A 25,508-nucleotide genomic window follows, 5' to 3' on the forward strand; every position below is an offset into this window, starting at 1 on the left:
TGGAGAGTAGGTTGAAGGCGACGTTATTGCAAATAAATTTGCATTATTGGAATTAAATTTTCTTCCGATGAGTGCCTGGCAGTTGGCCTTCACCAACGCCTGGCGCAGCCATGGGTTCGAGGCCCGGGACGAAGCCGATCGCTTTTGGTTCGATCACCCTCTCGACCTGGCTCTGATCGCCGCCACAGACTGCAACGGGCGTCATAAGGCGCCCGTTGCGGGTCTTGCCGCCCGGCTAGCCGTAGACCAGATTGGGCAGGTAAGTGATCAGGGCCGGGAACAGAATCACCAGCAGCAGACCGACCCCCTGGATGCCCAAAAACGGCAGCGACGAGCGGAAGATCTGCGCCATGGTGATGTGCGGCGGGCAGACCCCCTTGATGTAGAACAGCGCATAGCCGAACGGCGGACTCAAGAACGACATCTGCATGTTGACCAGGTAGATCACCCCGAACCACAGCGAGACGTCTCCTGCACCGACCCCCGGCAGCCCCAGCAGGCCATCGAAGGAGAGCGGCTGGATAAGCGGCACGAAGATCGGCACCGCCAGCAGCAGGATACCCACCCAGTCGAGGAACATGCCCAGCGCTATCAGCAGGATCATCATGACCGCCAGCACACCGTAGGGTCCGAGCCCGGCACCGGAGATCAACGCCTGGACGAAATCCTGACCGCCCTGAAGAATATAGAAACCGACGAAGATGCTGGCGCCGAAGATGATCCACATCACCATCGCCGAGGCGACCAGCGTGGTCATGCAGGCGGCATGCAAGTTGGCCCAAGTCAGGCGCCGGTGCATTGCCGCAACCACCAGGGCACCGAAGGTGCCGATGCCGGCGGCCTCCACCGGCGTGGCGATGCCGGTGAAGATGATACCGAGCACCAGAATCACCAGCACGATGGGTGCCAGCATGTTGCGCAGCAGGCGCAGCTTCTCGCCCGTGTCGACGCGATCCTCCACCGGCATGGGTGGCGCCATCTTGGGGTTGATTGTGCCACGCAGCCAGCAGTAGAGGGCGTACATGCCCGCCAGCAGCAGGCCGGGAATCAGCGAGCCGAGATACAGCTCGCCCACCGACTGCTGGGCAATCACGCCGTAGATGATCGCCAGGATCGACGGCGGAATCAGGATCCCCAGCGTACCGCCGGCCATGATCGAGCCGATCGCGATCTCGGGATCGTAGTTGCGCTTGAGCATCGCCGGCAGGGCAATCAGGCCCATGGTCACCACCGCGGCACCGATCACGCCGACCATGGCGGCGAGCAGCGTCGAGGCGATTATGGTGGCGATCGCCAGCCCGGCCTTGAGCCCGCCCATCCATTTGTAGACGGTATCGAACAGCTCCTCGATGATGCCAGCCTTCTCCAGCACGGCCGCCATGAAGATGAACAACGGGATCGCCGAAAGCTGATAGTTGGTCATCATCGGGAAGATGCGCGAGGGCATCAGGTTGAGCATGGCCTGGTCGCCCACCAGATAGAGAAAGGCCACACCCAGGCCGCCGGTGACGAAGGCCAGCGGCAGACCGGCCACCAGCACCACCATCAGGCTACTGAACATCACCAAGGTCAGACCGCCGATTCCCACGCTGCTCAGGCTGTTCTCGAGGCTTCCGGCCAGGCTCTGGTAGTCGGTGACGCTGATGTTGACTATCTCGAACACCATCCAGGCAGCCAGCACAGCGCCCAACGCCACCAGCAGGTGAGCAAAGCCGCGTCCCTGGCGTTCGCAGGCACGATAGTGGCGGAAAGTCTGCAAGTCCCGGATCAGTTGGGCGATCCCCTGCATCAGCAGCAGCAGAGCGCCGAAGAAGAGCATGAACTTCACCGGATAGAACTCGATGGCCCATTCGGTGAAGGAAGTTTCGTTGGCATAGCTGGAGCCGAAGAAGAACGTGTCGCTCACCGACTGCGAGAAGAACTTCCACCCGGTCGCCACCAGGCCGAGGGTGAAGATGAAGAAAAACACCGATGTCAGCAGGTCGAGGGCTGCCTTGGTCAGCGGCCGGGCGCGCTGGTAGAGGATGTCCACCCGCACGTGGCCACCCTCGCGCAGGGCGAAGGCGCCGGCGATCAGGTACTGCATGCCGAACATCAGAGTCATCGACTCGTGAACCCAGTTGGTCGGCGAGTTGAAGGCATAACGCACCAGCACCTCATAGGTGTAGGCGAAGGGCGCGATCATGGACCAGTAGGCGACATAGCGGCCGAAGAAGCCCGAGATACTGTCGGAGACGGCGGTAAAGACATTGCCTGGCGGATGGTAGCGCTCTACCGGGGCCTCAGCAGGGATCTCGGCGGTATCGCCGCCGCTGACCACGGCGCCGCGGCGAAAGCTGCGATCGACGCAGAACATCACCACCAGCGGCAACAGGGCCAGCACGGCCCAGTAGAGCCAGTGGGGCAGGACAAAATCAATGTCGAGATTCATGAACACTCCTCCGCTGCGCCATCTCGTTCCGGCGATGGCAACGGATCAATGAGTCAGAGAATGGCGGGGTGCATGGGTTGTCATCGGCCCGGCCGATGCCGTCCTTAGACGGCCACCGGCGGGCACCTTGGGGATTTACAGGTTAAGCTGGTAGTCCTTGATGTCCTCGCCGGTGACCAGCGCCACCGCCGGGTCCATCATGGTGTCGAGGTGTGCCTTGAACAGGCGCGCGGCGTCCGGATCCTTGTTGGCCCACTTGAACCACAGCGGAATGGCGGCTTCGCGGAAGCGGCTGGCATCCGCCTCGGAAAGGTGGATGATTTCCACACCCTTCTCTCGGTATTTGGGCCAGGCCTCGGCATTGGCCTTCTGGATCGCGGCGTAATGCTCACGGGAGTAGGCCGACACCAGATCATGCATCAGGTCCTGGGTCTGCGGCGACATGCGCTCGAAGACGCGACGATTGACGGCGATGTCCATCAGATCGACGGCCTGATGAAGACAGGGTGTGGAGGGCGGCCCCATGATGATGTAGTCCGCGACTTGCCAGAAGCCAAGCTCATAGTTGACCGCCGCGCCAGTGTAGTCGGCGGCGTCGATGGTTCCCTTCTCGAGTGCCGGGTAGACCTCCGAGCCGGGCAACAGCGTGGTTCGCGCACCGATCGAGGCGAAAGTCTCGGCCACGATGCCGCCGGGCATGCGGAGCTTGATCCCCTTGAAGTCGTCGAAGCTGCGCAGGGGAATCTTGGAGTGGATCAGGTTGAGGTCGTGCTGGACGTAGCCCAGCAGCTCCTGGCCCTGCTTGCGGTACAGATCCTTGGCGATCCCGAAGCCTCCGTAGGCGCCGAACATCATGTCCCACTGGTGCGGCGCGGAGAGGCCCATGGGATAAGCCGTCAGGAACACGCCAGCGGGCATCTTGCCGGGCCAGTAGACGGTGAACCAGTTCTGGCCGTCGAGCACCCCGTTGCGTACCGCATCGGCCACCTCGAAGGCGCCGGCCACGGCACCGGCTGGAAACGGCTCGATGCTGACCTCACCGCTGGTCGCCTCGGACACCCCCTTGGCCCACGCCTCGAAGGTCTTGTAACCGGTAGTGCCCGGCTGCCACGAGGACTGCATGCGGATGCGAATACCCTGCTGCGCCTGGACGCTGCCAACCCACGGCGCGGCGACCGCCGCCGCCGAACCCAGCGCCGCCCCCTTGAGGAAGGTGCGCCGGCTGGCGGGCTTGGTGGCTGCGCTGGTGGGCTGAGAGGCGCTATCCTGATCGGCGGTGGTCGCCGGCTGGTGTGTCTTGTCGTGCATGGCGATATCTCCTGGGGAGTCGAGCCCACCCGAAGCGAGCGAGCCTTGTTGTTGTGCAGTTATCATGCGCTTGCCGCCGTGGGCGGCGGTGTGTCCCGAGAATCACAGTAGCCGAGTTGCGTTGGCTCGCCATCGATTCCCTCAACGCTAAAAGCGCCCCAGCCGTCTGAAAATACGGCCAAAATGATCTCCAGCCGCGCCACTGGCGGGCCGCTCTGGTCCGACCAATTGACCATCGAAATCACGTTTTAGACCAAAGCACGACCCCTGTGAGGCTATTTTGACGCCGCACTGGCATGCCAGGCAGCGATCTGGTGTGCTTGTCCGATCCATTACGCCGAGGAGCCGACGATGTCCCGCCACCTGCGCCCCCTGCTGATGCCCATGCGTCAGCGCGACTCGGGGCAGCACCAATGAGCGCCTCCCCGTCACCCGACGCCCGCGCCGAATCGCCCTGGCTGAAGACCATGCCGGGGCTGTTCGTACTGTTGTGGAGCACCGGTTTCATCGGCGCCAAGTTCGGGCTGCCCTATGCCGAGCCGTTCACCTTCCTGTTCATCCGCTTCATGCTGACGCTCGCGGTGCTGCTGCCGCTGGTGTGGTTGCTCAAGGCGTATTGGCCACACTCCCGGGTGCTCTGCGCGCATGTCGCGGTGACCGGGCTGCTGGTGCATGCCGTGTATCTGGGCGGGGTGTTCCACGCCATCGAACTGGGGCTGCCCGCCGGGCTGGCGTCGCTGCTGGTCGGGCTACAACCCCTGCTCACCGCTGCGCTGGCCTTGCCGCTGCTCGGCGAGCGCCTGACGGCCGGTCAGTGGCTTGGCTTGCTGCTGGGCCTGGTGGGCATCACCCTGGTGCTCGGCGGCAAGCTCGCCCCCGCCGCCGGCCGCCTGTTCGACGGCTTCGGCGTGGGCGCGCTGGTCAGCGTACTCGCCTCGCTGATGGCGATTTCCGCCGGCACCCTGTATCAGAAACGCTTCTGCACCGGCATGCCGCTGCTTACCGGCAGCGTGATCCAGTACCTGGCCGCGGGCGTCGCGCTGGGTGCCGGCGCGCTGTTGCTGGAAAGCCGTGAGGTGACCTGGACGATGACCTTCGTCGCGACGCTCGCCTGGCTGGTGCTGGGCCTGTCGGTGGCGGCGATCCTGCTGCTGATGGCGCTGATCCGACGCGGCGCGGCCTCGAAGGTCGCCAGCCTGTTCTACCTGGTGCCGCCGCTCACCGCCCTGGAAGCCTGGTGGTTGTTCGACGAGACGCTGGGGCCGGTGGCGCTGGCCGGCATGGCGATCAGCCTGTTCGGGGTGGTACTGGTATCGCGTGGCCAGGCCACCCCCAAGACTCGCCGCTAGCTGCCGATAAAACGATGGAGGGCCGCAGCGACCCAGGTTATGTCATCCAGTGCGACGTTTACGGTATACCCGTGAGGCGGGCTGCGCGCCCATGCGCTAGATAATAACCGGGGAGCGAGAACACCATGAATCATTGCGCAAGAGTCGAGGGCCACTGCGGACGTTGCGATACGCCGCTGCCGTTCGATTTCACCATGGCTTTCCAGCCGATCGTCGATGTCGAACGAGGTCAAGTGGTCGCTTTCGAGTCGCTGGTACGCGGCACCCGGGGCGAATCGGCCGGTCAGATCCTCGGCCAGGTCGACGAGAAGCTGCTCTATCGCTTCGATCAGGCCTGCCGAGTCAAGGCCATCGAGCTCGCCAGCCGGCTGGGCATGCGGGAGAAGCTGTCGATCAACTTCCTGCCCAACGCCGTCTACGAACCCGCCGCCTGCATCCAGGCCACGCTGGATGCCGCGCGGCGTGTCGACTGGCCCATCGAGCGCATCAATTTCGAGATCGTCGAGAGCGAAGCCGTCAGTGACCGCGCTCATCTCAAGCGCATCGTCGACAGCTATCGCGAGATGGGCTTTTCCACCGCGCTCGACGACTTCGGCGCCGGTCATTCGAATCTCGACCTGCTGACCGAGATGCGCCTGGACACGCTGAAGCTCGATCGTCAGCTGATCATGCAGATCGATCGCGACCCGCGCCGCCAGGCGATGGTCCGTGCAGTGGTCGCCATGGCCGCCGAACTGGATTGTCAGTTGATCGCCGAAGGCATCGAGACGCTGGCCGAGGCACGTTGGCTCAAGCGCGCCGGGGTCGTCCGCCAGCAGGGCTACTTCTTCGCCCGCCCGGAACTCGAGGCGCTGCCCGTGGTGCCGGCAGCGCGTTTCGTCGATACCCAAGCATGAGCTAGACAATGCTCATGAGCCTTGTCCGTATGGGGGCAACGCGTATGAGCGCCGAATCGATCCACCATACACCGCCGGCCTGGCTGGCTTCTCGGTCTGCTAGATTTTGTCTGAACGTTGGCGAGCGCGGGCAGTTTTCGGGCAACGCCTAAGCCATGATCTGGAAGCGATAGCGGGTCCGCAGGGTCTGGCCCTTGGTCAGCCCGACCAGCCCCTGGTCGAGCGGCGCGGCGCCGTGATGGGCGTCCACGTCGTGGTTGACCGGCTCGAAGCAGAAGAAGTCGGCCTGACTACCCGGTGAATAGACCAGATAGCGCGGGCACGGCGGGTCGCTGTCGATATACAACGTCAGGTCGCGCTCGGGCCAGACCAGCCGTGCGTGGCCATTCCAGCCGGTAAACAGATTGTCGATCGGCCCGGCCGGCAACTTGCCGCCGTGACGGAAATCCCATTCGCTCGCCGCGTCGATGGCCCGCCAGCCGGTGGGCAGTTGCGCGGCGTCGACGTCCCACACGCCATCCGCCGGGGCCTCGATAGTCACCCCGACGCTGCGCGGGAACCAGGGATGCACGCCCATGCCGTAGGGTGCGGGCGCCTCGCCCCGATGGGTGATCACCAGTTCCACGGTCAGCGCCGCGCCGTCGAGCCGATAGATCAGCCGCGAGCGGTAGTCGAACGGCGGCTGGTGGCTGGATTCGCGTTCGAGGGTCAGTTGGGTGGCGGTACGGTGGGCGACGCGCCACGCCGCCTGCCAGCCATCGCCGTGGATCGGAAATCGCTCGCCCTGGCGATTGGGTTGCAGCGGATAACGCTCGCCCTGCCATTCGAAGCCGCCGCCGCTGATGCGGTTGGACCACGGCACCAGCGGATACAGCCCCATCTCGTTGGGATCGTCGGTCGCACTGTCGCCGGGGCGGAACAGCGCGATGTCGCCATCCTTGCGCAGCGCCTCGAAGCGCACCACCGAACCGCCCACGGCCGGCGCCACCTCGAGTCGCAGCAAGGTGTTCTCGAGCGTAATCGTCATTGCCTGGCTACTCCGCTGAAATCGATCGCCACAGCATACCGCACCAAGGCCTTGGCGGGGACCGACCGATGGCTACTCAGTCGTGATAGACCGCGCTGCGTGCGCCGTCGACGGTGATACAGGTGCGCTGAAGCGGTTGCCAGCCGACTCCTCGAGCGTCGGCCATGAAGCGATGACGCGCGGCCCGCCCAGACGCACTCGAGGGTATTGATGGCGATCATTGCGCGTCCCTATCGATACCGAACGTGGATGAATTCAATGCGAGTGCCGGGGCACCTCGGCGCCGCGGCAGCCGACCAGGAAGTCGAAGTCGCAGCCCTCGTCGGCCTGCAGCACCCGCTCGATGTAGAGCTGACGATACCCGCCGCTAGCGGCGATGGTCCGCGACGCTGCGGTAGGATCCGTCTCGGCCAGCCGTGCCGCGAGCGCCGTGTCGTCAAGTTCCAGGTGCAACATGCCGGCGTAGGCGTCGAGTTCGATCCAGTCGCCGTTGCGTACCGCCGCCAGCGGCCCGCCGGCGGCGGCCTCGGGGGCGACGTGCAGCACCACGGTGCCGTAGGCGGTGCCGCTCATCCGCGCGTCCGAGATGCGCACCATGTCGGTGACGCCCCGTTCGAGCAGCTTGGCCGGCAGGCCCATGTTGCCGACCTCGGCCATGCCGTGATAGCCGCGCGGCCCGCAGTGCTTCATCACCAGTACGCTGTCGGCGCTGACCTCGAGATCGGGATCGTTGATGCGCGCCTTGTAGTCGTCGAAATCCTCGAACACCACCGCCTGGCCGCGATGGGTCATCAGCTCGGGGGTGGCGGCGGAGGGCTTCAAGACCGCGCCGTTGGGGGCGAGGTTGCCGCGCAGCACGCACATGCCGCCGTCCTCGCGCAACGGGTTGTCGAGCGGGCGGATCACTGCGTCGTTGTACAGCGGGGCGTCCTTGACGTTGTCCCACAGGGTGCGGCCGTTGACGGTCAGGGCATCCTTGTGGGGCAGGCGGTCGGCCTCGCCGAGCCGCCGCAGCACCGCGGGCAGGCCGCCGGCGTAGTAGAACTCTTCCATCAGAAAGCGCCCGGAGGGCTGCAGGTCGACGATGGTCGGCGTGCCGCGACCGATGCGCGTCCAGTCGTCCAGCGTCAGGTCCACGCCGATGCGCCCGGCGATGGCCTTGAGATGAATCACCGCGTTGGTCGAGCCGCCGATCGCGGCATTGGTGCGGATGGCGTTGTCGAACGCCTGCTTGGTCAGCACCTTGGACAGCTTGAGGTCCTCGTCGACCATCTCGACGATGCGGTTGCCGGAGAGATGCGCTAGCACGTAGCGCCGCGAGTCCACCGCCGGGATCGCGGCATTATGCGGCAATGAAACGCCCAGCGACTCGGCCATGCAGGCCATGGTCGAGGCGGTGCCCATGGTGTTGCAGGTGCCGGCGGAGCGCGACATGCCGGCCTCGGCGGCCATGAAGTCGTGGAGCGAGAGCTTGCCCGCCTTCACCTCTTCCGAGAGCCGCCAGACCACGGTACCGGAGCCGATGTCCTTGCCCTCGTGCTTGCCGTTGAGCATCGGCCCGCCGGTGACCACGAGGGTGGGGATGTCGCAGCTCGCCGCGCCCATCAGCAGCGCCGGGGTGGTCTTGTCGCAGCCGACCAGCAGCACCACGGCGTCCATGGGGTTGCCGCGAATCGCCTCCTCGACGTCCATGCTCGCCAGGTTGCGGGTGAACATCGCGGTGGGTCGCAGGTTGGACTCGCCGTTGGAGAACACCGGGAACTCCAGCGGGTAGCCGCCGGCTTCCAGCACGCCCTGCTTGACGTGTTCGGCAAGCTTGCGGAAATGCGCGTTGCAGGGGGTCAGTTCCGACCAGGTGTTGCAGATGCCGATGATCGGCTTGCCCTGAAACTCATGATCGGGGATGCCCTGGTTCTTCATCCAGCTGCGGTACATGAAGCCGTTCTTGTCGGCGCTGCCGAACCAGGCGGCCGAGCGTAGCGGTTTCTCTTGAGTGCGTAGCGGGCGTTTCACATTGGTCATGAATCAGTTCCTTACGTCTTAGCTCGGCGGGTCTGCTTCCAGCGGTCGAAGAGTACCGCCAACAGCAGGATCGCCCCGCGCACCAGGTACTGGTAGAAGGTCGGTACGTTGAGCAGGCCCATGGCATTCTGCACGCTGCCCATGATCAGCACGCCGACCAGCACGCCGGTGATCGACGCCACCCCACCGGACAGCGACACGCCGCCCAGCACGCAGGCCGAGATCACCGCGAGTTCCAGACCCAGCGAGGTATTGGGATCGCCCAGGCCCATGCGCGAGGTGAGCAACACCCCGGCGATGCCGGCGACCACGCCCTGCAGCGCGAACACGGTGATCTTGAGTCGGCGCACGTTGACCCCGGCCAGGCTCGCCGCCTCGGCGTTGCCGCCGGTGGCCAGCACGTTGCGGCCGAAGGCGGTCAGGTTGAGCAGCACGCCGAAGATCACGAAGCACACGATCATCGTCCATACCGGCAGGGTCAGGCCCAGGAACGAGGCGCTGCCCAGGTCGAAGAACCCCGGCACGCTGATCATCACCGCGTCGCCGCCGGAGGTGATGTAGGCCAGCCCGCGCACGAACTCCATCGCCGCCAGGGTGGCGATCAGCGAGTTGATGCCGAAGCGCGCCACCACGAAGCCGTTGAAGGCGCCCACCGCGCCGCCGGCGGCCACCCCGCCGAGCACGCCGATGACCACGCTGCCCGAGGTCGAGGTGATCACCGCGGCGACGACCCCGGCGAAGGCGACGATCGAGGCCACCGACAGGTCGACCTCGCCCAGCGCCAGCACCATCATCATGGTCGTGGCGATGGTGCCGATCAGCGTCACCGAGAGCAGCAGGCCGACGATGTTGCGTCCGGTCAGAAAGTCCGGCACCAGCACCGACAGGCCGATGAACAGCAGGATGAAGATGGCGATCAGCCCGGAGGTATCGAGCAGCGTGCGCAGGACCTTGGGCAGGCCGCGCCGTCCCTCGGGCTGCGCCGCCGTTGAAGAGACGACTTTTTCACTGGACATGGGTCATTCCTCTCTGAAAGCTTCGACGCTCGTCAGGCCGGCAGCGCCAGGCCCAGCAGGCGTTCGGGGGTGGCCTCGTCGCGGTCGACGATGTCGATCAGCGCACCGTCGCGCATCACGCCGATGCGGTCGCAGATCGAGCTGACCTCGGCCAGGTCGCTGGAGATCACCACCACGCTCTTGCCCTGCTCGGCGAGGTCGTAGAGCAGCGAATAGATGTCGCGGCGCGCGCCGACGTCGATGCCGCGGGTCGGCTCGTCCATCACGAACAGCTCGATCTCCTCGGCCAGCCAGCGGGCCACGATCACCTTCTGCTGGTTGCCCCCCGACAGGTTGTTGATCGGGGTCCTGGGCCCCGGGGTCTTGATGCTCAACTGGCGGATATAATCGTTGGCGTTGTCGGTCTCGCGGCGGGCATGGCGGAACACCCCCCAGCGCTTGAAGAAGCGCCGGCAACTGATGTTGAGGTTGTCGGCGACACTCGCCACCGGAAAGATGCCCTGCGACTTGCGATCCTCGGGACACATGGCGATGCCGGCGCGGATCGCCTCGCGGGGGCTGGCGAAGCGGCGCGTGTCGCCGGCGAAGCGCACCGCGCCCTCGCTGGCCTTCTCGACGCCGCAGACCAGCCGCATCAGCTCGCTGCGCCCGGCGCCGACCAGCCCGAACAGTCCCAGCACTTCGCCACGCTTGACCTCGAAGCTGACCGGCTCGCGCACGCCGTGGCCCTTGAGACCCTCGAGGCGCATCAGCGTCTCGCCGTGCTGGCGTGGACGGTAGCCGTACACGTCGGCGATCTCGCGCCCGACCATCTCGCTGACCAGGGTGTCGTGGTCGAGCCCGGCGAGCGAGTCGTGGGTGGCGATGTGCCGGCCGTCGCGGAACACCGTCAGCGCATCGCACATCTCGAAGACTTCCTCCATGCGATGGGTGACGTAGAGCACCACCCGGCCTTCGTCACGCAGCCGCGCAACGATGCGCTTCAAGTGGCGGATCTCCTGCACGGACAGGCTGCTGGTGGGCTCGTCGAAGGCGATGATCCGGGTGTCGCGCAGCAACGCCCTGCCGATCTCGATCATCTGCTGCTGGCCAATCGACAGATCGCGAACTTTGGTGGCGGGGTGAATGTTCGCCTCGCCGAGATCCTCGAGCACCTTGAGCGCACGCTCGCGCAGTCGGCGGCGGTCGATGAAGCCGTGGCGCTCGGGTAACTGACCGAGCAGCAGGTTCTCGGCCACCGACAGGTTCGGCGACAGCGTCAATTCCTGATAGATGATCGCGATGCCCTGATTGAGCGCCTCGCGGGCATTGCTGAAGACGTGGCGCTCGCCGTTGATCCACAACGCCCCGGCGGTGACCTTGTTGACCCCGCTGAGCACCTTGAGCAGGGTCGACTTGCCAGCGCCGTTCTCGCCCATCAGGGCATGCACTTCGCCAGCGCGAACGTTGAAGCTGACGTCATCGAGCGCGCGCACGCCGGGAAACTCGACGGTAATGCCGTCGACGCGAAGATAGGGTTCGGACATGGATCTAGACTCCGCAGGGATGGACAGGGCCCACGACACGCCTCGCCATGGGCCGGACGACTCAGAGATTCAAGTCCTTGCGGACCTGCTCCCAGTTGTCGCGAGTCATCAGCGTACCGGTGGTCTCGGTATTGGCCGGCGGCTTCTCACCTTCGGTGATCCAAGTGTAGAGATTGTCGGCGCTCTGGCGGCCGTGCATGGTCGAACTCACCGCCACGGTGCCATAGAAACCGGTGGGCTTCTCGCGAGAGAACTCGGCGAAGGCCGCCCCCGAGCCGTTGATGCCGACCCCGATCACCTGGTCGGGACTCAGCCCATACTGTTCGCTGGCGCGCACGCCGCCCAGCACGCTTTCTTCGTTGAGGGCATAGATCACCCAACGCTCGAAATCGCCTCGTTTGGCAAACACCGGCGAAGCAGCTGCAAAGGCACTGCTGGTGTCGGTGTTCTGTTGCGGTGCATCGAAAATGTTGGCTTTCTTGAAGCCGGACTCCAACAGCGCGTCGGTGGCACCATCGGTGCGCGCCTTGGCGGTGGGCAGCTCATAATTGGTGATGCGCAGTGCGGCCACGTTCTCGGGATCCCAGCCGCGACGTTCCATTTCTGCGGCGATGGCATCGCCCACCTGCTGACCGATCTTGTAACCCGACATGCCCAGGTGCGGCACACCCTCCATCGGCTCGCCGTCGGCGCCCACGAAACGGTCGTCGACGGTGACCACTTTCATGCCGTACTGCTTGGCACGGTTCATGATCGCCGGCCCCAGGCGCACGTCGGGCGGGCAGATGACGAAGCCCTGAGCGCCCTGGGAGTTCAAGTTGTCGATAGCGCTGAGCACTTGCTGGCCATCCTCGCCGGCCAGACTCACCACTTCGAAGCCCTTTTCCTCGCCGAGATTGGTGGCGGCCTGCTGTTCGTTGATGAACCAGGCCTGTTCCGGCTTCTTGACGATGAAGCCGATCTTGACCTCGTCGTCGGCGGCCTGCGCCAGGCTGAACGCGCTCAGTGCAAGACCGGCGCCCAGCGCAAGGCGTGATAGCGTATGTGTAAATGACATTCGGCATTCTCCTGCCCCGAGGGCACAGATGTTGTTGTTGTGATCGGACGACGCAGCGACCGACCCTATGAGCACGCTGTGACGTTAGTCAGTCTATGGGTAAGCGACTAATACGCATTGCCAGACAGGGGGATATCGTTTTGTTTATCAATAAGCAAGCAGGCTTGGTCGGTTGCGCCCCATACCCACCGAATGGCCTCGATGGCTACGACTAATGTCAGGTTCGTTACGACTAAAGTCGTTCGCGGCTGGCGCCATCTCTTTTCCGTAGAACGCAGAAGCGGATGCCCTTTACCTGCTCGGGCGACTCGGCGGTCACAAGGCGGCAGACGCTCTGCGACCGACAGGTCCCGCCCGGCCGGAGCATCGCCGCAGGAAATCAGGAGGGTTGTTATTGCAGGTTAGACAGCGGCAAAGAGCACAGTTAATAATGCGCTTCACATAAAAGATATCAAAAAAGTTATCAGCGATGAGAGAACAACACAGCAGGGCTGCACTAGCGCCGGACTGGTTTCTTCGCGTACGCCTGAAGTTACGCCATTTGCAGTTATTCCTGGCCCTGGAGGAGCATCGCAACCTGCACCGCGCCGCGGCCAGCCTGGCGATCAGCCAACCGGCGGCTTCCAAGCTGCTCGGCGATCTCGAGTCCCAGCTCGGCGTCACGCTCTTCGAGCGTCATTCACGTGGGGTCACGCCCAACTGGTACGGCGAGATCGTGATCCGTCACGCCCGCAGCATCCTTTCCGAGCTTCATCACGCCGGCAAGGAACTCAACGCCCTGCGCGCGGGCAATGCCGGCGTGGTCTCGGTGGGCACGGTGATGGCACCGGCGGTGACGATCCTCGCCAGCGCCATCCAGCGGGTTCATCGCGAACTCCCCGGGCTCAAGGTGAGCGTCGACGTCGACGTCAGCAAGTCGCTGATTCCCCGGCTGATGGAGGGCGAATTCGATTTCGCCATCACCCGCATCCCCGAGGGCTTTCCCGCCGAGCAGTTCGTGTTCGAGGAGATCGGCGAGGAGGAGATCTGCTTCGTGTGCCGCGCAGGGCATCCGCTGGCCGGCCTGGCGATACCCGACCTGGCCGACATAGCCGCCTATTCCTGGTCGTTGCAGCCCAGCGGCGCGCTGATGCGCCAGCGTGTCGACCACCTGCTGCTGCAACACGGCGTGCTGCCGCCCGGGCAGATCATCGACACGCCGGATATCCTGGTCTCGCTGGCGCTGGTCGCCAAGTCCGACACCCTGACCGTGACCTCGCGTCAGGTCGCCGACCTGCTGTGCGCCCCGCAACACTTTCGGCTGTTGCCGTTCAGCGAATCGTTGAGCGTCCAGCCCTACGGGCTGGTAAGCCTGCGCAAGCAGCGCCTGTCGCCCGGCGCCGGGGCGCTGATGAGCACCCTGCGCGAACTGATCGCCCACCAGCGCCGCATGACCTGAAGCGGGCGGCGCCGGCGGCGACATACAGGGCCAGACGGCGCTGGGCCCCTGGACTTTCGATACCACCGGGGTACTGGGCTACTCCGGCAGCGACGGTCACGCCCGCGTGCGGGGGTTCCCCGAATGGATCACCCTGCCGAGCTATCAGTCCCTGGCCATGGGGCGGCTGTGGCATTTCTTCTTCGCCTGGCTGTTCGCGGGCGCCGGCGCGCTGTTCGTGGTGTACGCGCTGTTCAGCGACCACCTGAAACGTGATTTATGGCTACCCGCGTCCCAGTGGCGCGGCCTGGGGCGCGACGTTCTCGATCATCTGCGCCTGCGCTTTCATGCCAATCGCGGCGGCTACAACGGCTTGCAGAAGCTCAGCTATCTGGGAGTGCTGTTCGTGGCCCTGCCAGTGATGATTCTGACTGGCCTGTGCATGTCGCCCACGTTCAACGCGGCGGCGCCCTGGCTACTCGACCTGTTCGGCGGTCGCCAGAGCGCGCGCTCGATTCACTTCATCGTCGCCGGTTCGTTGATCCTGTTCCTGATCGTTCATCTCGTGATGGTGCTGCTGAGCGGGCCGTTTCGGCAGGTGCGCGACATGCTGACCGGCGGCAGACGCGACGTGACGTGACGCCTGTCGAAAGCAGAGGGGGCACTCATCATGAAACGCAATGATGCCGCATTCCATGGCCGCAGACGCTTCCTGCAACGCGCGGCGCTGAGTGTGGCGACGCTGGGATTGGCGGGTTGCGATCGGCTGTCCCGGAACGATCAGGTCGTCAAAACGCTGGGCCTGGCCGAACGGCTAAACCTGCGCGTTCAGCGCTTTCTGGCCGGCGAGCGTGGCCTGGCGCCGAAATACCCGCCATCGATGATCGACGCAACCTTCCGCCCCAACGGCTCCACCGACCCGCAAGCGCCGCGCTATCGCCAGCTCGCCGCCGGGCAGTTCCGTGACTGGCGCCTGGAGATCGGCGGGTTGGTCGACGCCCCCCTGTCACTGTCGCTCGCCGAGCTGCAGGCGATGCCGGCCAGAACCCAGATCACGCGTCACGACTGCGTCGAAGGCTGGAGTGCCATCGGCCAGTGGCGCGGCCCGCTGCTGACCGACCTGCTCGAGCGTGCCGGCGTGCAAGCCGAGGCGCGCTATGTGGTGTTTCACTGCATGGATCAGTTGGGCGGCGAGGACTATTACTACGAGAGTCTGGATCTGAGCGAAGCACGTCATCCGCAAACGATCCTAGCCTACTCGCTCAACGATGCGCCGCTACCGATCGCCAACGGCGCGCCGCTGCGGCTTCGCGCGGAGCGTCAATTGGGCTACAAGATGGCGAAATATCTCTCCGCCATCACCCTGGTCGGCGATTTCGACGACATCGCCGGTGGCAACGGCGGCTATTGGGAGGATCGCGGCTACACCTGGTATGCCGGGATATAGCCGGCACCCGCTATCGGCATCGTCGATACGCTTGACAATCTTTCACGATCAACTGAACTCAGACGGTCGGAGCTCCCAGAAAATCAAACTTGATATCAGCCCCCTTACACGTCAGGAGCAGCCCTCATGCCAGCCACACGTCATGCCATCCGCACGCTTCGCCAGGCGCTACTCGGCCTCACCATCGGTTGTCTCGCGAGCGGTGCCCTGGCAGCTCAGGACACGCCCAAGAACCTGCGCGGCACCATCACCAAGCTCAGCGGCGACGGCTTCACCGTCGAGTCGGTTACCGACGGCAGCAGCCATCGGGTGACGATCGGCGACAACACCCGGCTCGCGGCCGTCAGTGAGAGCAGTCTCGACGAGATCGAGGAAGGCACGTTCATCGGCACGGCCAACGTGCCCGGTGAAGATGGACAACCCGCCAGGGCACTGGAAATGGTGATCTTCCCGGACTCCATGAAGGGAACCGGAGAAGGCGACTACCCTTGGGACATGCCGCGCGGCGCCACCCAGAGTGGCTCGGGTGGCGAGAAACTTGGCGGCAGCGGTAGCGGTTCGACCATGACCAATGGCACCGTCAGCGCCAGCGACGCCAAGAGCGGCGATACAGGCGGCAAGATGGGCGGCGCCTCAAGCGGCTCGACCATGACCAACGGCACCGTGGATAACGCCGCCGACGAAGACGGCATGATGACGCTGACCGTCGACTACGGCGATGGCAGCAAGCAGATCCGCGTACCGAGCGACGTCCCCACCGTAATGGTCAGCAAGGGATCCAAGGACGATCTCGAAGCGGGAGCGGCAGTCTTCGTTGCCGGCGATCTCGGTCAGGATCCGATCCAGGCCAAGGCCGTGATCGTCGGTCGTGATGGCACCGTGCCACCGATGTAATTCGGCCATCGGTCCCGGGGCCGGATCATTCACTCGTCGTGGAACGCCTCGACTAACTCTCGCCGGCCGAGCAGGAAGGCGTCGGCGACGTGGCGCAGCGGCGCGACGTCGACGTCCGACTCGCCGGCGGCGACGAGCTTGGCGAAACGTGCATAGAGCGCCGGGTATTCCTGCTCCTCGCCCGTCGGCTGGTGTTCGCCGTCGATATACAGCGCGCTGCCGCCCTTGCTCAGGGTCAGCCGCCCGGCATCGGTATCGACGTGGATGTCCCAGGTCTGCGGGCCGGTCTGGCGGAAGTCCAAGTCGGCGCGGATCGGCGTCTCGGCGGCGTCGCTGAAGCTCAGTTGCGCGGCGATCGGCGCCTGGCGGTTCTGCGGCACCTGCAGCGTCGCCTCGCGCAGGTGGAACGCCTGCGGCAGGATCGCGGTGGCGATCGACAGCGCGTTGATGCCGGGGTCGAACACCCCCATGCCGCCGGGCTCGAAGATCCATGCCTGACCGGGGTGCCAGACGCGCACGTCTTCCTTCCATTCGATCGTCACGCCGCGGATGGTGCGCCCAGCCAGCCAGTCGCGGGCCGGCGCCACGCCCGGTGCATGCCGCGAATGCCAGGTGGCGAACAGCGTGCGCTCAGCCGCTTGGGCCTGACGGGCCAGGTCCTCGACCTCGCTGAGCGTGGCGCCGGGCGGCTTTTCGAGCATCACGTGCTTGCCGGCGGCCAGCGCCTGCCTGGCCTGGGCGTAGCGCACGGTGGGCGGCGCGCACAGCGATACCGCGTCGAGCTCGGGCATCGCCTCGAGCATCGCTTCCAGCGACAGGAAGTTGGCGGCCCCCGACAACGCCGCGTTGCGGCTGGCGATGGCCACCAGCTGGTAATCGGGGTTGGCCTCGAGGGCGGGCAGGTGCTGGTCGCGGGCGATCTTGCCCACGCCGACGATGCCGATCTTCAGGGGAGTCATCACAAGGTACCTTGGCAGTGAGAATTGCCATCACCTTAGCGGGGGCGCCGCGAGGGTGCCAATACCGATCCCGGCATGCCGCGATCACCCTTGGCGTATGAACCCGCCATGGCGCGGCGGGAATTCACAGCCGCTCGAGGTAGGCCGTGCCGCCGAGCTGGCGCATCTGTCGCTGGATCCACTGGCTGCGCTGGAGCGTCGCCGAGGACGGCCGCGCGGCACTGCGCTCGCGCGGGGCGGGCAGAATGGCCGCCAGCCGGCTGGCCTGGGCGATGCTGAGCTGGTCGGCGGAGACGCCGAAATAGTGCTGGGCGGCCGCTTCCAGGCCGAACACCCCGCTATCCCATTCGACGATGTTGAGATACACCTCGAGGATCCGCTGCTTGGTCCACAGCGTTTCGATGAGCACGGTGAACCAGGCTTCCAGCCCCTTGCGCAGCCAGTCGCGGCCAGTCCACAGGAACAGGTTCTTGGCGGTCTGCTGGCTGATGGTGCTCGCCCCGCGCAGGCTGTCGCCGGATTGCCAGGCGGCGATCGCCTGGCGCAGTTGCCCGAAGTCGAAGCCGTTATGGTCGGGAAATTTCTGGTCCTCGGCGGCGATCACCGCCAGCTTGGCGTTATCCGACAGCCGTTCCCAGGGCATCCAGGCCTGGCGAATATCCAGCGACTCGCCGTCGATCCACGCTTCCACCTTGCGCTCGACCATCACCATCGAGCCGAACACCGGCACCACGCGAAAGAACATCACCAGGGCCAGCGAAGCGAGGACGAACGCAGCGATACCCAGCAGCAAATAGCGCAGCAGCCTGCGTGACCAGGGGTGAGACATGCAATGGCGATCCCGTGCGTGCGAAGACCCGGCGAGTATAACAACACACGCCGCCGCGGCGGCGAACGGCAACCAACGCAACGCGCCCAATCCCCATGGCGACTCAAATTCGAATACAGCATTGTGGGAGTGCGCTTGCCTTCGATGGGATGCAAGTTTCCATCGCGAAACGGGCCGCTAGCGTAGCGTCACACTGGCGTAGGTCGGCTCGCCCTGCGCCTGGGTCAGTGCCAGCACTGCGCTCGACAGCGGCTCGGCGGGTGGCGCCGAGAGGGACATGCGCACGCGCAGCTCACGCTCGCCCGGAGTATCGCGCGCCTGGCGGGAGTCGATTCCGTTGCGCTCGTCGCGTGGCGGAACGCCGAAATACTCGCGATAGCACTTGGAGAAGTGCGGCGTGGACACGAAGCCGCAGGCCGAGGCGACCTCGATGATCGACAGCGCGGTCTGCTTGAGCAGTTGACGCGCCCGGGTCAGGCGCAGCTTGAGGTAATAGCGCGACGGCGAGCAGTTGAGGTACTTCTGGAACAGCCGCTCGAGCTGACGCCGCGAGACGTCGACGTAGCTGGCCAGCTCGTCGAGGCCGATGGGCTCCTCTAGATTGGCCTCCATCAGCGCGACGATCTCCAGCAGCTTGGGCTGGGTGGTGCCCAGCACGTGCTTGAGCGGCACCCGCTGCTGATCCTGCTCGTTGCGCACCCGATCGTAGATGAACATCTCGGAGATGCCCGCGGCCAGTTCGCGGCCGTGGTCGCGGCCGATCAGGTTGAGCATCATGTCGAGCGGCGCGGTGCCGCCCGAGGCGGTGAAGCGGTCACGATCGATCGAGAACAGCCGGGTGGTCAACGGCACCCGCGGAAACGCCTCCTGCATCGCCGCCAGGCACTCCCAGTGGATGCTGGTCTCGTAGCCGTCGAGCAGCCCGGCCTTGGCCAGCGCCCAACTGCCGGTGCACACCGAACCCAGCCGTCGCGAGAGCCGCGACTGAGCCTGCAGCCAGGCAACGTGCTCGCGAGTCACGCCGCGATGCGGGGCAACGCCGCCACACACCACCACCCAATCGAGCGACAGCGGAATGTGCGTCGCCGCGTCGGGGGTGATCTGCAAGCCGTCGCTGGCCCGCACCAGCTCGCCGTCGTGGCTCAACGTGTACCAGCGGTAGAGTTCGCGACCGGCCAGTTGATTGGCCATGCGCAGCGGCTCGATGGCCGAGGCCAGCGAGATCAGGGTGAAGTTTTCCAGCAGCAGGAAACCCAGCGTCTGGGGGACAACGGCCCGCGCGGCCGCCGACGATGCCTGTACAGCCTGGGAAGATGCCATGGCGATCTCCTCTTCCACGGGTCCGCCCTTCGGTTTGCGCCCAAGGGTCCTATTGTAATTGTTAGCAGTGTCAATCGCCCACTGCGTCAAGATCATCGCTGAACGCGACATTCCTGCAGTTCATTCTTGCGGACAAGCGGAGTCAACGCACTCATCAACGACATCCATGTCGCAAAAAGACATGACAAGGTCGCTTCCCGCGTCGCGTGTGGCAAACCATCAGCAAGGGCGCCGCACGTCGCCGCCGTAGCGCCACTCGCCGATGGTCGCGATTGACCGCCATGCGCGCCGACTCCATGCTCGAATAGACCGTGACACGTTGCCCCGCCACGTCTGGCGAATCCGTCGGCTCTCGAAGCGATGGCTCTCGAGGCGATGGTTGGGCGAGGAATCATAGAAGGGAGGTCGCCATGACCGACCACGCGCCGCGCAGCCAGCTTGCCACTCACCGGGTCGACAATCAGCCGCCCGCGCCCCGCGATCGCGATCTTTTCGCACTCGATCAGCCGCTGCGCGAGGCGCTGGCCCGCGAAGCCCCCGACTGGGTGGCGCGGCGGCTCGAGGCGCTGGGCGCCGCGGTGGGCAGTCGCGAAGTCCAGGCCCTGGGCGAAGCCGCCAACCGTCACCCGCCCGAGCTGCGGCTGTTCGACCGCCACGGCCGGCGCCTCGACGAGGTCGTCTACCATCCCGCCTATCATGAACTGATGCACCTGGCCTTCGACAACGGCTGGCACGCCGTGGCCTGGGAGGAGGAGCACCACGGCGGGCACCAGGCGCATGTCGCCGCGCTCTATCTGCTGACCCAGGCCGAGCCCGGTTTCTGCTGCCCGCTGACCATGACCCACGCGGCGATTCCCGCGCTGCGCCGCGAACCGCAGGTCTTCGACGAGTGGCGGTTCCGGCTGCTGGCCTGGGATTACGACGAGCGCGCGGTACCCGCCTGGGAAAAACCCGCCGTCACCCTGGGCATGGCGATGACCGAGAAACAGGGCGGCAGCGACGTGCGCGCCAACACCACCCACGCCGAACGCGCCAGCGACGGCTACCGACTGACCGGCCACAAGTGGTTCTGCAGCGCGCCGATGTCCGACGCCTTCCTGACCCTGGCGCAGACCGACGAGGGCTTGAGCTGCTTTCTGGTGCCCCGCTTCACCCCCGACGGCCAGCGCAACGCGCTCGAGATCCAGCGGCTCAAGGACAAGTGCGGCAACCGCGCCAATGCCTCGGCGGAGATCGAATTCCGCGACGCCTACGGCGAAGCGGTCGGCGAACCCGGCCGCGGCATTCCCACGATCCTCGAGATGGTCCAGCAGACCCGACTCGACGCCGCCACCGCACCCGCCGGCATGATGCGTCAGGCGCTGCTCGAGGCCTGGAGCCACGTGAGCCAGCGCCAGGCTTTCGGCCGCGCGCTCGGCGAGCAGCCGCTGATGCGCCGAGTGATCGCCGATATGGCGCTGGAAAGCGAAGCCAGCCTGGCGCTGGTGATGCGCACCGCGCGAGCCTTCGACACCCCCGGGAACGCCCACGAGCAAGCCCTGGCGCGGCTGCTTCCGGCACTCGGCAAATACTGGCACAACAAGCGTGGCCCCGGGTTCATGGCCGAAGCCATGGAGTGCCTGGGCGGCATCGGTTATGTCGAGGAAACGCCGCTCGCGCGGCTCTACCGCGAGGCGCCGGTCAACTCGATCTGGGAGGGTTCCGGCAACGTGATCTGCCTAGACGTGCTGCGGGTGTTCGACCGTCACCCGGAGTGCTTCGATGCGTTGCGCGAGGAGCTCGCCACGGCGCGCGGCTTGTCGCCGGCGTATGCGCGGGCCGTGGCAGCGCTCGAAAACGCGTTCAGCGAGCCGCACGCCTCGCTCGAGGCCAACGCCCGCTGGCTGACCCAACGCATGGCCCAGTGCCTGCAGGCCGCCCTGCTCCTGCAGCACGCGCCCAGCGAGGTCAGCGACAGCTTCTGCCGCAGCCGCCTCGACGACAGTGTCAGCCCGGTTTACGGCGTGTTGCCGCTGGACATGCCACTGGATGCGATACTCGCGCGCATCGAACCCTGAAGCCGGCCTCAGCCGACCAGCACCCGCAGCGCCAAGGCGATCAGCAACACGCCGGTGATACGGTTGATCCAGTGCGCGCGGGCCTGCAGCCATGGCAGCACCGTGGAGTGCGACAGTGCCAGCGCGACCATGACGTACCAGCCGCCGTCGATCAGCGTCGCCGTGGCGACGATCAGCGCCTTGCCGGGCCACGCCATGTCGGCGCTGACGAACTGGCTGAGCAGGGCGACGAAGAACAGAATCAGCTTGGGGTTGCCCAACGCCACCAGAACGCCGTCTCTGGCGGCCTGGGCCGGGCCGCTGGCGGCGCCCTGTGCCTCCAGCGCGCCGCCGCGTCCGGCACGCAACGCCTTGATGCCCAACCAGGCCAGATACGCCGCGCCGCCCCAGGTGATCACCATAAACAGCATCGGCTGACGACTGATCACCGCGCCCAGCCCCCACACCGTCAGCAAGGCGTACAGCCCCACGCCCATGGCATGGGCGAGCCCGGCAATCACCCCTGGAGTACGCCCGCCGCCCAGCGTATGGCGCAGCACCATCGCCAGGCTGGGGCCGGGCGACATCGCGCCCAGCGCACAAACGGCGGCGAGCGACAGCCATAGCGTCAGCGGCATGCGGGGCTCATCCCTCTCTCCTCACGCTACTTTTTCAACGGTGGAATTGGCCGGACGCTTCGGGCTGCCAGAGGATCGCGTCGATGCGCAGCGTCTGCCGGCTGCCGTCCCCGCGCGGCCAGCTTACGCAGTCGCCGAGACAACGGCCCAGCAGGTCGGCACCCAGGTCGGTGAACACCGACAGGCCATCCTGGACGCTGTCCAGCGAATGCGGGAAGACCAGCGTGCAGGTGATCGAACGTGCGTCGCCCGGGTCGGTCAGGCGAATTTGCGTATTCATGCTGACGACGCTGGCGGGCAGTTCCTGCGGGTCGAAGACGATCCCCAGATCGAGCTTGCCCTGGAGCGTGCCGGTCAGTCGTTGCTCGTCGATGTCGTCCATTTCGTCGATCAAGCGTTGCAGGCGTTCGGCGTCCAGGCGGTTCAAGGTCATTGCACGGCGTAGCATATAGAGACTCCTTCTCTTGAATGCCATGAGCGTTAGCGCGAAAAAACAGCCCGCCCTCGCTGGTTGCTGCGGGAAAAGGACTGATATCGCACGCTCATCATAAGCCTGAATGCCAATCGAAGTCAGGCCCGGCCATTCAACCAAGGATCAATGGGCAGTCGCCCCACCGTGACCGATCGGAGGCACAAAAAAGGACCGGCACCCCCGAGGGAGCGCCAGCCAAACAGGGATGCAGAGATGCATCGCCATCATTCTAAAGGCGCAAAAATGTTCGCAATTGCCGGAAATGGCCCCGTTTACAAGGGCAAATTAATTCAATCGGGCGTCCGAGAATAATCAATGAAAATATAATCTTGCAATACGCCTCGCAGCCCATGAGCAACAGGATCCTGCTCTCCGTCGTGCCCGACAGGTCGGCACCCGGTCACGAACACTTTCGATGCCCGCTTCGTGAATACCGTTGCGGGCCCTTGAAATCCTTGAATGTAACCCAATGTATACTAACGTAAGAAGCAAGGGCACGTGACACCCTTGCACTGCAAAGGAGAGCACCAGGGACAAGCTGCAGAGAACGACGGAAACGGCCCACCATCATCCGAGCATCGTCTATTGCCGGCGTGCATACTCAAGGCTTGGTTAACCTGTCACAACGAACTGGCCCATCATGCCTGTGTCCTCATGTTCAAGATTATGGCAGTGGTACATGTAAGGCAGATATGGATCACTGTAATCCGTAAAGCTCAGAAGCACGCGTACCCGCTCACCAGGATTGACGACCACCGTATCCTTCAGTCCCCTCTCGTTCCGTGCAGGCGGCGAGCCATTGCGATCGAGTATCCGGAACTGGACATCATGTACATGGAACGGATGGGGTACCATGCTGGTGTTACTCATCTCCCATATCTCTGTGGTTCCTAAACGGACAGTTTCATCGATACGGTTGCGATCCATCCGTTTTCCATTGATCGTCATGCCCATTCCCAATACGAACGGGCGAGTCCCGATCGCCTGAGCAGGATCGGGCGGATCCAGGGTGGCGAGACGACTGGGCAGCGCCGCGACGCGAGCACGTTCGAGATCGGGCTGGATACGCAAGATATCGAACACCTGTTCACTGCCCACCGGGCCGCTTCCCGAAGAGACGGCACGCAACACGACGGGGCGACCATCGCTTAAATCAACAATGACCTGAGCGCGCTCGCCAGGTGCGAGACTAATGTGCGAGACATCAATCGGGCGCTCCAGAAGCCCGCCATCGGTTCCTATCTGGCTGAATAGGCGCGCGTCGCTGAAACCCAGCGAGTAGAAGCGCGCATTGGACCCATTGAGTATTCGCAAGCGCAGCTTCTGGGATTTTGATTCAAGATACGGATTCAAGCTGCCATTAACGAGCATGACGTTGCCCATCACGCCCATCATCATGCCGGAGTAAAATAGCGAACCGTCATCGTCGAACGTGCGATCCTGCAGCACTAGTGGAATGTCATCCACCCCGTATTCGTTCGGCAGGTCCAGGCGCCCGGTCTCCTCATCATCCACGTAAATCAGCCCGGCAAGGCCCTGGTACACCTGCGGGCCGGTGACGGGCGGCAAATGGGAGTGATACCAGAACATCGAGCCACGCTGTTTCACCTCAAATTGTGGCGACCACGTGGCACCATCCTTGATGATCTGATGAGGCCCCCCATCGGCATAGGCCGGTAGATGAAAGCCATGCCAATGCAGCGTACTGTTCTGGCCGAGCTTATTGGTGACGTTGAGTCGCACGGTATCCCCGGCCCGCATCTTTAGCGTCGGGCCCAGATAGCTGCCGTTGATACCCAGCGTGGGCGTATTCACTCCATCGTAGAATGGGGTAGTCCCCTTCTGTAGATTGAGGTCGTACACCCTGACCCCGTCCCGGTTTTCCCCGCCAAGCACGGGCGGAACAGCAAGCGGCTTGAGAGAGGCGGCAAAAGCAGGTCTACCAAACAATATCTGTTGCAAGCCCCCATAACCGGCCATGCCCGCGACCAGCGTTGCCGCGCTTCCGCCAAGGAGCAAGTTCTTGACGAGATCTCTTCTTGTAAGCATCCGTTTATCCGTTGATTGATGCGGGATGGGGGAAACAGGCCGGTCAAGCCGGGGCACCCCGAAAATAGTGAAGGAAGAATGGCAGCGGTCGAGCAAGGCCGCTGACCGCTGGGAAAAGCGCTAGCTTAAACCTTTGCCTGGCCCGAAGGTCAAGTGCGTTGGACCACTTCAGCTCGCCTGGTGCAATGACAAGCTGGGGTATTGACATTAAAGTTAACTTTAAAGCTATCGTAGGCAATGCAGCCTCAGCCCTTGGCGTCGGACGAGGAAGCCAGGGAGCGCTTTCCTGAAGGCCGGGATGAGCAGACACCGTACCTGCGTGTGGTCCGCCAGCCCAAGTAACTCACAGAATATCAGCTGGCCCGGTTTGCACCGGGTTGCCTGAAATTTCGCTGAGGAGGTACTGATGACGACTTACAGTATCGGGCAGCTGGCCGAGCGCTGCGGCATTGCCACCCAGGCGATCCGCTACTATGAGCAAGAGCGGCTCATGCCGACCCCTCAGCGAACGGAATCCAACTACCGCCGCTACCCCGAGGAGCATGTGGCCAGGCTGCGGTTCATTCTTCATGCCAAGCAATGGGGGTTTACCCTCGACGAGATTCGTGAGCTGCTGATCCTGCAGGATGCCAACGGCGACCGGGCACAAGCCAAGCGGATTGCCGAAGAGAAGCTGGCCAAAGTTCGAGAGCAGCTCAAGCATCTTTCTAAGATCGAGTCGGTGCTTTCAAGGACGCTCTTTGAATGCTCAGGAGAAGGACCCATGCAGGAAGGGTGCCCCATTGTCGAAGCGATCACCGACGGCAAATAAAGCC

General features: G+C 64.5%; 21 protein-coding genes. 8 read left to right on the forward strand and 13 right to left on the reverse strand.

Going from position 1 to position 25,508, the window contains the following annotated elements:
• Positions 1–235: 235 nt before the first annotated feature.
• Together HALZIN_RS0111245 and dctP are read right to left on the reverse strand one after the other, a co-directional pair.
• On the reverse strand, positions 236–2,431 hold the full coding sequence (locus HALZIN_RS0111245) for a TRAP transporter large permease subunit (RefSeq protein WP_031384309.1): 2,196 nt from the start codon (positions 2,429–2,431) through the stop codon (positions 236–238).
• Positions 2,432–2,566: 135 nt separating this feature from the next.
• Positions 2,567–3,739, reverse strand: a complete 1,173-nt coding sequence (dctP, locus tag HALZIN_RS0111250; RefSeq protein ID WP_031384310.1) for a TRAP transporter substrate-binding protein DctP — start codon at positions 3,737–3,739, stop codon at positions 2,567–2,569.
• Positions 3,740–4,152: 413 nt separating this feature from the next.
• Between dctP and HALZIN_RS0111255 the strand changes: the two genes are divergently transcribed.
• Positions 4,153–5,088: a DMT family transporter gene (locus tag HALZIN_RS0111255; RefSeq protein WP_035575321.1), complete on the forward strand. Its 936-nt coding sequence runs from the start codon at positions 4,153–4,155 to the stop codon at positions 5,086–5,088.
• A gap of 125 nt (positions 5,089–5,213) precedes the next feature.
• A complete protein-coding gene (locus tag HALZIN_RS0111260; protein WP_031384312.1) occupies positions 5,214–5,984 on the forward strand; it encodes an EAL domain-containing protein in 771 nt (256 codons plus the stop codon).
• Positions 5,985–6,132: 148 nt separating this feature from the next.
• Here HALZIN_RS0111260 and HALZIN_RS0111265 read toward each other — a convergent pair whose 3' ends face one another.
• The 5 genes from HALZIN_RS0111265 to HALZIN_RS0111285 form a co-directional block, all read right to left on the reverse strand.
• A complete protein-coding gene (locus tag HALZIN_RS0111265; protein WP_031384313.1) occupies positions 6,133–7,011 on the reverse strand; it encodes an aldose 1-epimerase in 879 nt (292 codons plus the stop codon).
• Between the two features lie 255 nt (positions 7,012–7,266).
• Positions 7,267–9,033, reverse strand: coding sequence for an IlvD/Edd family dehydratase (locus tag HALZIN_RS0111270; protein ID WP_031384314.1), 1,767 nt, complete (start codon positions 9,031–9,033; stop codon positions 7,267–7,269).
• 11 nt (positions 9,034–9,044) lie between these two features.
• Positions 9,045–10,049: an L-arabinose ABC transporter permease AraH gene (gene araH / locus HALZIN_RS0111275; protein ID WP_031384315.1), complete on the reverse strand. Its 1,005-nt coding sequence runs from the start codon at positions 10,047–10,049 to the stop codon at positions 9,045–9,047.
• 32 nt (positions 10,050–10,081) lie between these two features.
• Positions 10,082–11,575: an L-arabinose ABC transporter ATP-binding protein AraG gene (araG, locus tag HALZIN_RS0111280; protein WP_031384316.1), complete on the reverse strand. Its 1,494-nt coding sequence runs from the start codon at positions 11,573–11,575 to the stop codon at positions 10,082–10,084.
• A 61-nt stretch (positions 11,576–11,636) separates the two neighbouring features.
• Positions 11,637–12,632, reverse strand: a complete 996-nt coding sequence (locus HALZIN_RS0111285) for an arabinose ABC transporter substrate-binding protein (RefSeq protein WP_031384317.1) — start codon at positions 12,630–12,632, stop codon at positions 11,637–11,639.
• Positions 12,633–13,101: 469 nt separating this feature from the next.
• On the opposite strand from HALZIN_RS0111285, the gene HALZIN_RS0111290 reads away from it, so the two are divergent.
• The 4 genes from HALZIN_RS0111290 to HALZIN_RS0111305 all read left to right on the forward strand — a co-directional run bounded on the left by HALZIN_RS0111290 (position 13,102) and on the right by HALZIN_RS0111305 (position 16,390).
• Positions 13,102–14,070 carry a LysR substrate-binding domain-containing protein gene (locus HALZIN_RS0111290; protein WP_031384318.1) on the forward strand — a complete coding sequence of 323 codons (969 nt, stop codon included), beginning with the start codon at positions 13,102–13,104 and terminating at the stop codon, positions 14,068–14,070.
• A gap of 106 nt (positions 14,071–14,176) precedes the next feature.
• Positions 14,177–14,689: a cytochrome b/b6 domain-containing protein gene (locus tag HALZIN_RS0111295; protein WP_231664228.1), complete on the forward strand. Its 513-nt coding sequence runs from the start codon at positions 14,177–14,179 to the stop codon at positions 14,687–14,689.
• Between the two features lie 30 nt (positions 14,690–14,719).
• Positions 14,720–15,496, forward strand: coding sequence for a molybdopterin-binding protein (locus HALZIN_RS0111300; RefSeq protein WP_031384320.1), 777 nt, complete (start codon positions 14,720–14,722; stop codon positions 15,494–15,496).
• Positions 15,497–15,622: 126 nt separating this feature from the next.
• Positions 15,623–16,390 carry a hypothetical protein gene (locus HALZIN_RS0111305; RefSeq protein ID WP_031384321.1) on the forward strand — a complete coding sequence of 256 codons (768 nt, stop codon included), beginning with the start codon at positions 15,623–15,625 and terminating at the stop codon, positions 16,388–16,390.
• Positions 16,391–16,419: 29 nt separating this feature from the next.
• Here HALZIN_RS0111305 and HALZIN_RS0111310 read toward each other — a convergent pair whose 3' ends face one another.
• From HALZIN_RS0111310 to gbdR, 3 genes are all read right to left on the reverse strand, one after another.
• On the reverse strand, positions 16,420–17,349 hold the full coding sequence (locus HALZIN_RS0111310) for a Gfo/Idh/MocA family protein (protein ID WP_031384322.1): 930 nt from the start codon (positions 17,347–17,349) through the stop codon (positions 16,420–16,422).
• A 124-nt stretch (positions 17,350–17,473) separates the two neighbouring features.
• A complete protein-coding gene (gene mtgA, locus HALZIN_RS0111315; RefSeq protein ID WP_031384323.1) occupies positions 17,474–18,178 on the reverse strand; it encodes a monofunctional biosynthetic peptidoglycan transglycosylase in 705 nt (234 codons plus the stop codon).
• Positions 18,179–18,355: 177 nt separating this feature from the next.
• Positions 18,356–19,498, reverse strand: a complete 1,143-nt coding sequence (gene gbdR / locus HALZIN_RS0111320) for a choline metabolism transcriptional regulator GbdR (RefSeq protein ID WP_031384324.1) — start codon at positions 19,496–19,498, stop codon at positions 18,356–18,358.
• A gap of 410 nt (positions 19,499–19,908) precedes the next feature.
• Between gbdR and HALZIN_RS0111325 the strand changes: the two genes are divergently transcribed.
• Complete coding sequence (locus tag HALZIN_RS0111325) at positions 19,909–21,555, forward strand: isovaleryl-CoA dehydrogenase (protein ID WP_031384325.1); 1,647 nt, start codon at positions 19,909–19,911, stop codon at positions 21,553–21,555.
• Between the two features lie 8 nt (positions 21,556–21,563).
• On the opposite strand, the gene HALZIN_RS0111330 is transcribed toward HALZIN_RS0111325, so the two are convergent.
• From HALZIN_RS0111330 to HALZIN_RS0111340, 3 genes are all read right to left on the reverse strand, one after another.
• Positions 21,564–22,172, reverse strand: a complete 609-nt coding sequence (locus HALZIN_RS0111330; protein WP_031384326.1) for a LysE family translocator — start codon at positions 22,170–22,172, stop codon at positions 21,564–21,566.
• A 34-nt stretch (positions 22,173–22,206) separates the two neighbouring features.
• Positions 22,207–22,620, reverse strand: a complete 414-nt coding sequence (locus tag HALZIN_RS0111335) for a GreA/GreB family elongation factor (protein ID WP_031384327.1) — start codon at positions 22,618–22,620, stop codon at positions 22,207–22,209.
• Positions 22,621–23,256: 636 nt separating this feature from the next.
• Positions 23,257–24,693 (reverse strand): multicopper oxidase family protein, encoded by a 1,437-nt coding sequence (locus HALZIN_RS0111340; protein ID WP_150113110.1) that lies wholly within the window; start codon positions 24,691–24,693, stop codon positions 23,257–23,259.
• 406 nt (positions 24,694–25,099) lie between these two features.
• On the opposite strand from HALZIN_RS0111340, the gene HALZIN_RS0111345 reads away from it, so the two are divergent.
• The gene (locus HALZIN_RS0111345; protein WP_031384329.1) at positions 25,100–25,504 is read left to right on the forward strand and encodes a heavy metal-responsive transcriptional regulator; all 405 of its coding nucleotides are present in this window, start codon (positions 25,100–25,102) and stop codon (positions 25,502–25,504) included.
• Positions 25,505–25,508 lie beyond the last annotated feature (4 nt).

The organism is Halomonas zincidurans B6, assembly GCF_000731955.1.
Lineage (GTDB): Bacteria > Pseudomonadota > Gammaproteobacteria > Pseudomonadales > Halomonadaceae > Modicisalibacter > Modicisalibacter zincidurans.

Coding starts and splice junctions, on each gene's coding strand:
- HALZIN_RS0111245 (WP_031384309.1), bottom strand. CDS start 2,431: ATGAATCTCGACATTGATTTTGTCCTGCCCCACTGGCTCTACTGGGCC.
- dctP (WP_031384310.1), bottom strand. CDS start 3,739: ATGCACGACAAGACACACCAGCCGGCGACCACCGCCGATCAGGATAGC.
- HALZIN_RS0111255 (WP_035575321.1), top strand. CDS start 4,153: ATGAGCGCCTCCCCGTCACCCGACGCCCGCGCCGAATCGCCCTGGCTG.
- HALZIN_RS0111260 (WP_031384312.1), top strand. CDS start 5,214: ATGAATCATTGCGCAAGAGTCGAGGGCCACTGCGGACGTTGCGATACG.
- HALZIN_RS0111265 (WP_031384313.1), bottom strand. CDS start 7,011: ATGACGATTACGCTCGAGAACACCTTGCTGCGACTCGAGGTGGCGCCG.
- HALZIN_RS0111270 (WP_031384314.1), bottom strand. CDS start 9,033: ATGACCAATGTGAAACGCCCGCTACGCACTCAAGAGAAACCGCTACGC.
- araH (WP_031384315.1), bottom strand. CDS start 10,049: ATGTCCAGTGAAAAAGTCGTCTCTTCAACGGCGGCGCAGCCCGAGGGA.
- araG (WP_031384316.1), bottom strand. CDS start 11,575: ATGTCCGAACCCTATCTTCGCGTCGACGGCATTACCGTCGAGTTTCCC.
- HALZIN_RS0111285 (WP_031384317.1), bottom strand. CDS start 12,632: ATGTCATTTACACATACGCTATCACGCCTTGCGCTGGGCGCCGGTCTT.
- HALZIN_RS0111290 (WP_031384318.1), top strand. CDS start 13,102: ATGAGAGAACAACACAGCAGGGCTGCACTAGCGCCGGACTGGTTTCTT.
- HALZIN_RS0111300 (WP_031384320.1), top strand. CDS start 14,720: ATGAAACGCAATGATGCCGCATTCCATGGCCGCAGACGCTTCCTGCAA.
- HALZIN_RS0111305 (WP_031384321.1), top strand. CDS start 15,623: ATGCCAGCCACACGTCATGCCATCCGCACGCTTCGCCAGGCGCTACTC.
- HALZIN_RS0111310 (WP_031384322.1), bottom strand. CDS start 17,349: ATGACTCCCCTGAAGATCGGCATCGTCGGCGTGGGCAAGATCGCCCGC.
- mtgA (WP_031384323.1), bottom strand. CDS start 18,178: ATGTCTCACCCCTGGTCACGCAGGCTGCTGCGCTATTTGCTGCTGGGT.
- gbdR (WP_031384324.1), bottom strand. CDS start 19,498: ATGGCATCTTCCCAGGCTGTACAGGCATCGTCGGCGGCCGCGCGGGCC.
- HALZIN_RS0111325 (WP_031384325.1), top strand. CDS start 19,909: ATGACCGACCACGCGCCGCGCAGCCAGCTTGCCACTCACCGGGTCGAC.
- HALZIN_RS0111330 (WP_031384326.1), bottom strand. CDS start 22,172: ATGCCGCTGACGCTATGGCTGTCGCTCGCCGCCGTTTGTGCGCTGGGC.
- HALZIN_RS0111335 (WP_031384327.1), bottom strand. CDS start 22,620: ATGCTACGCCGTGCAATGACCTTGAACCGCCTGGACGCCGAACGCCTG.
- HALZIN_RS0111340 (WP_150113110.1), bottom strand. CDS start 24,693: ATGCTTACAAGAAGAGATCTCGTCAAGAACTTGCTCCTTGGCGGAAGC.
- HALZIN_RS0111345 (WP_031384329.1), top strand. CDS start 25,100: ATGACGACTTACAGTATCGGGCAGCTGGCCGAGCGCTGCGGCATTGCC.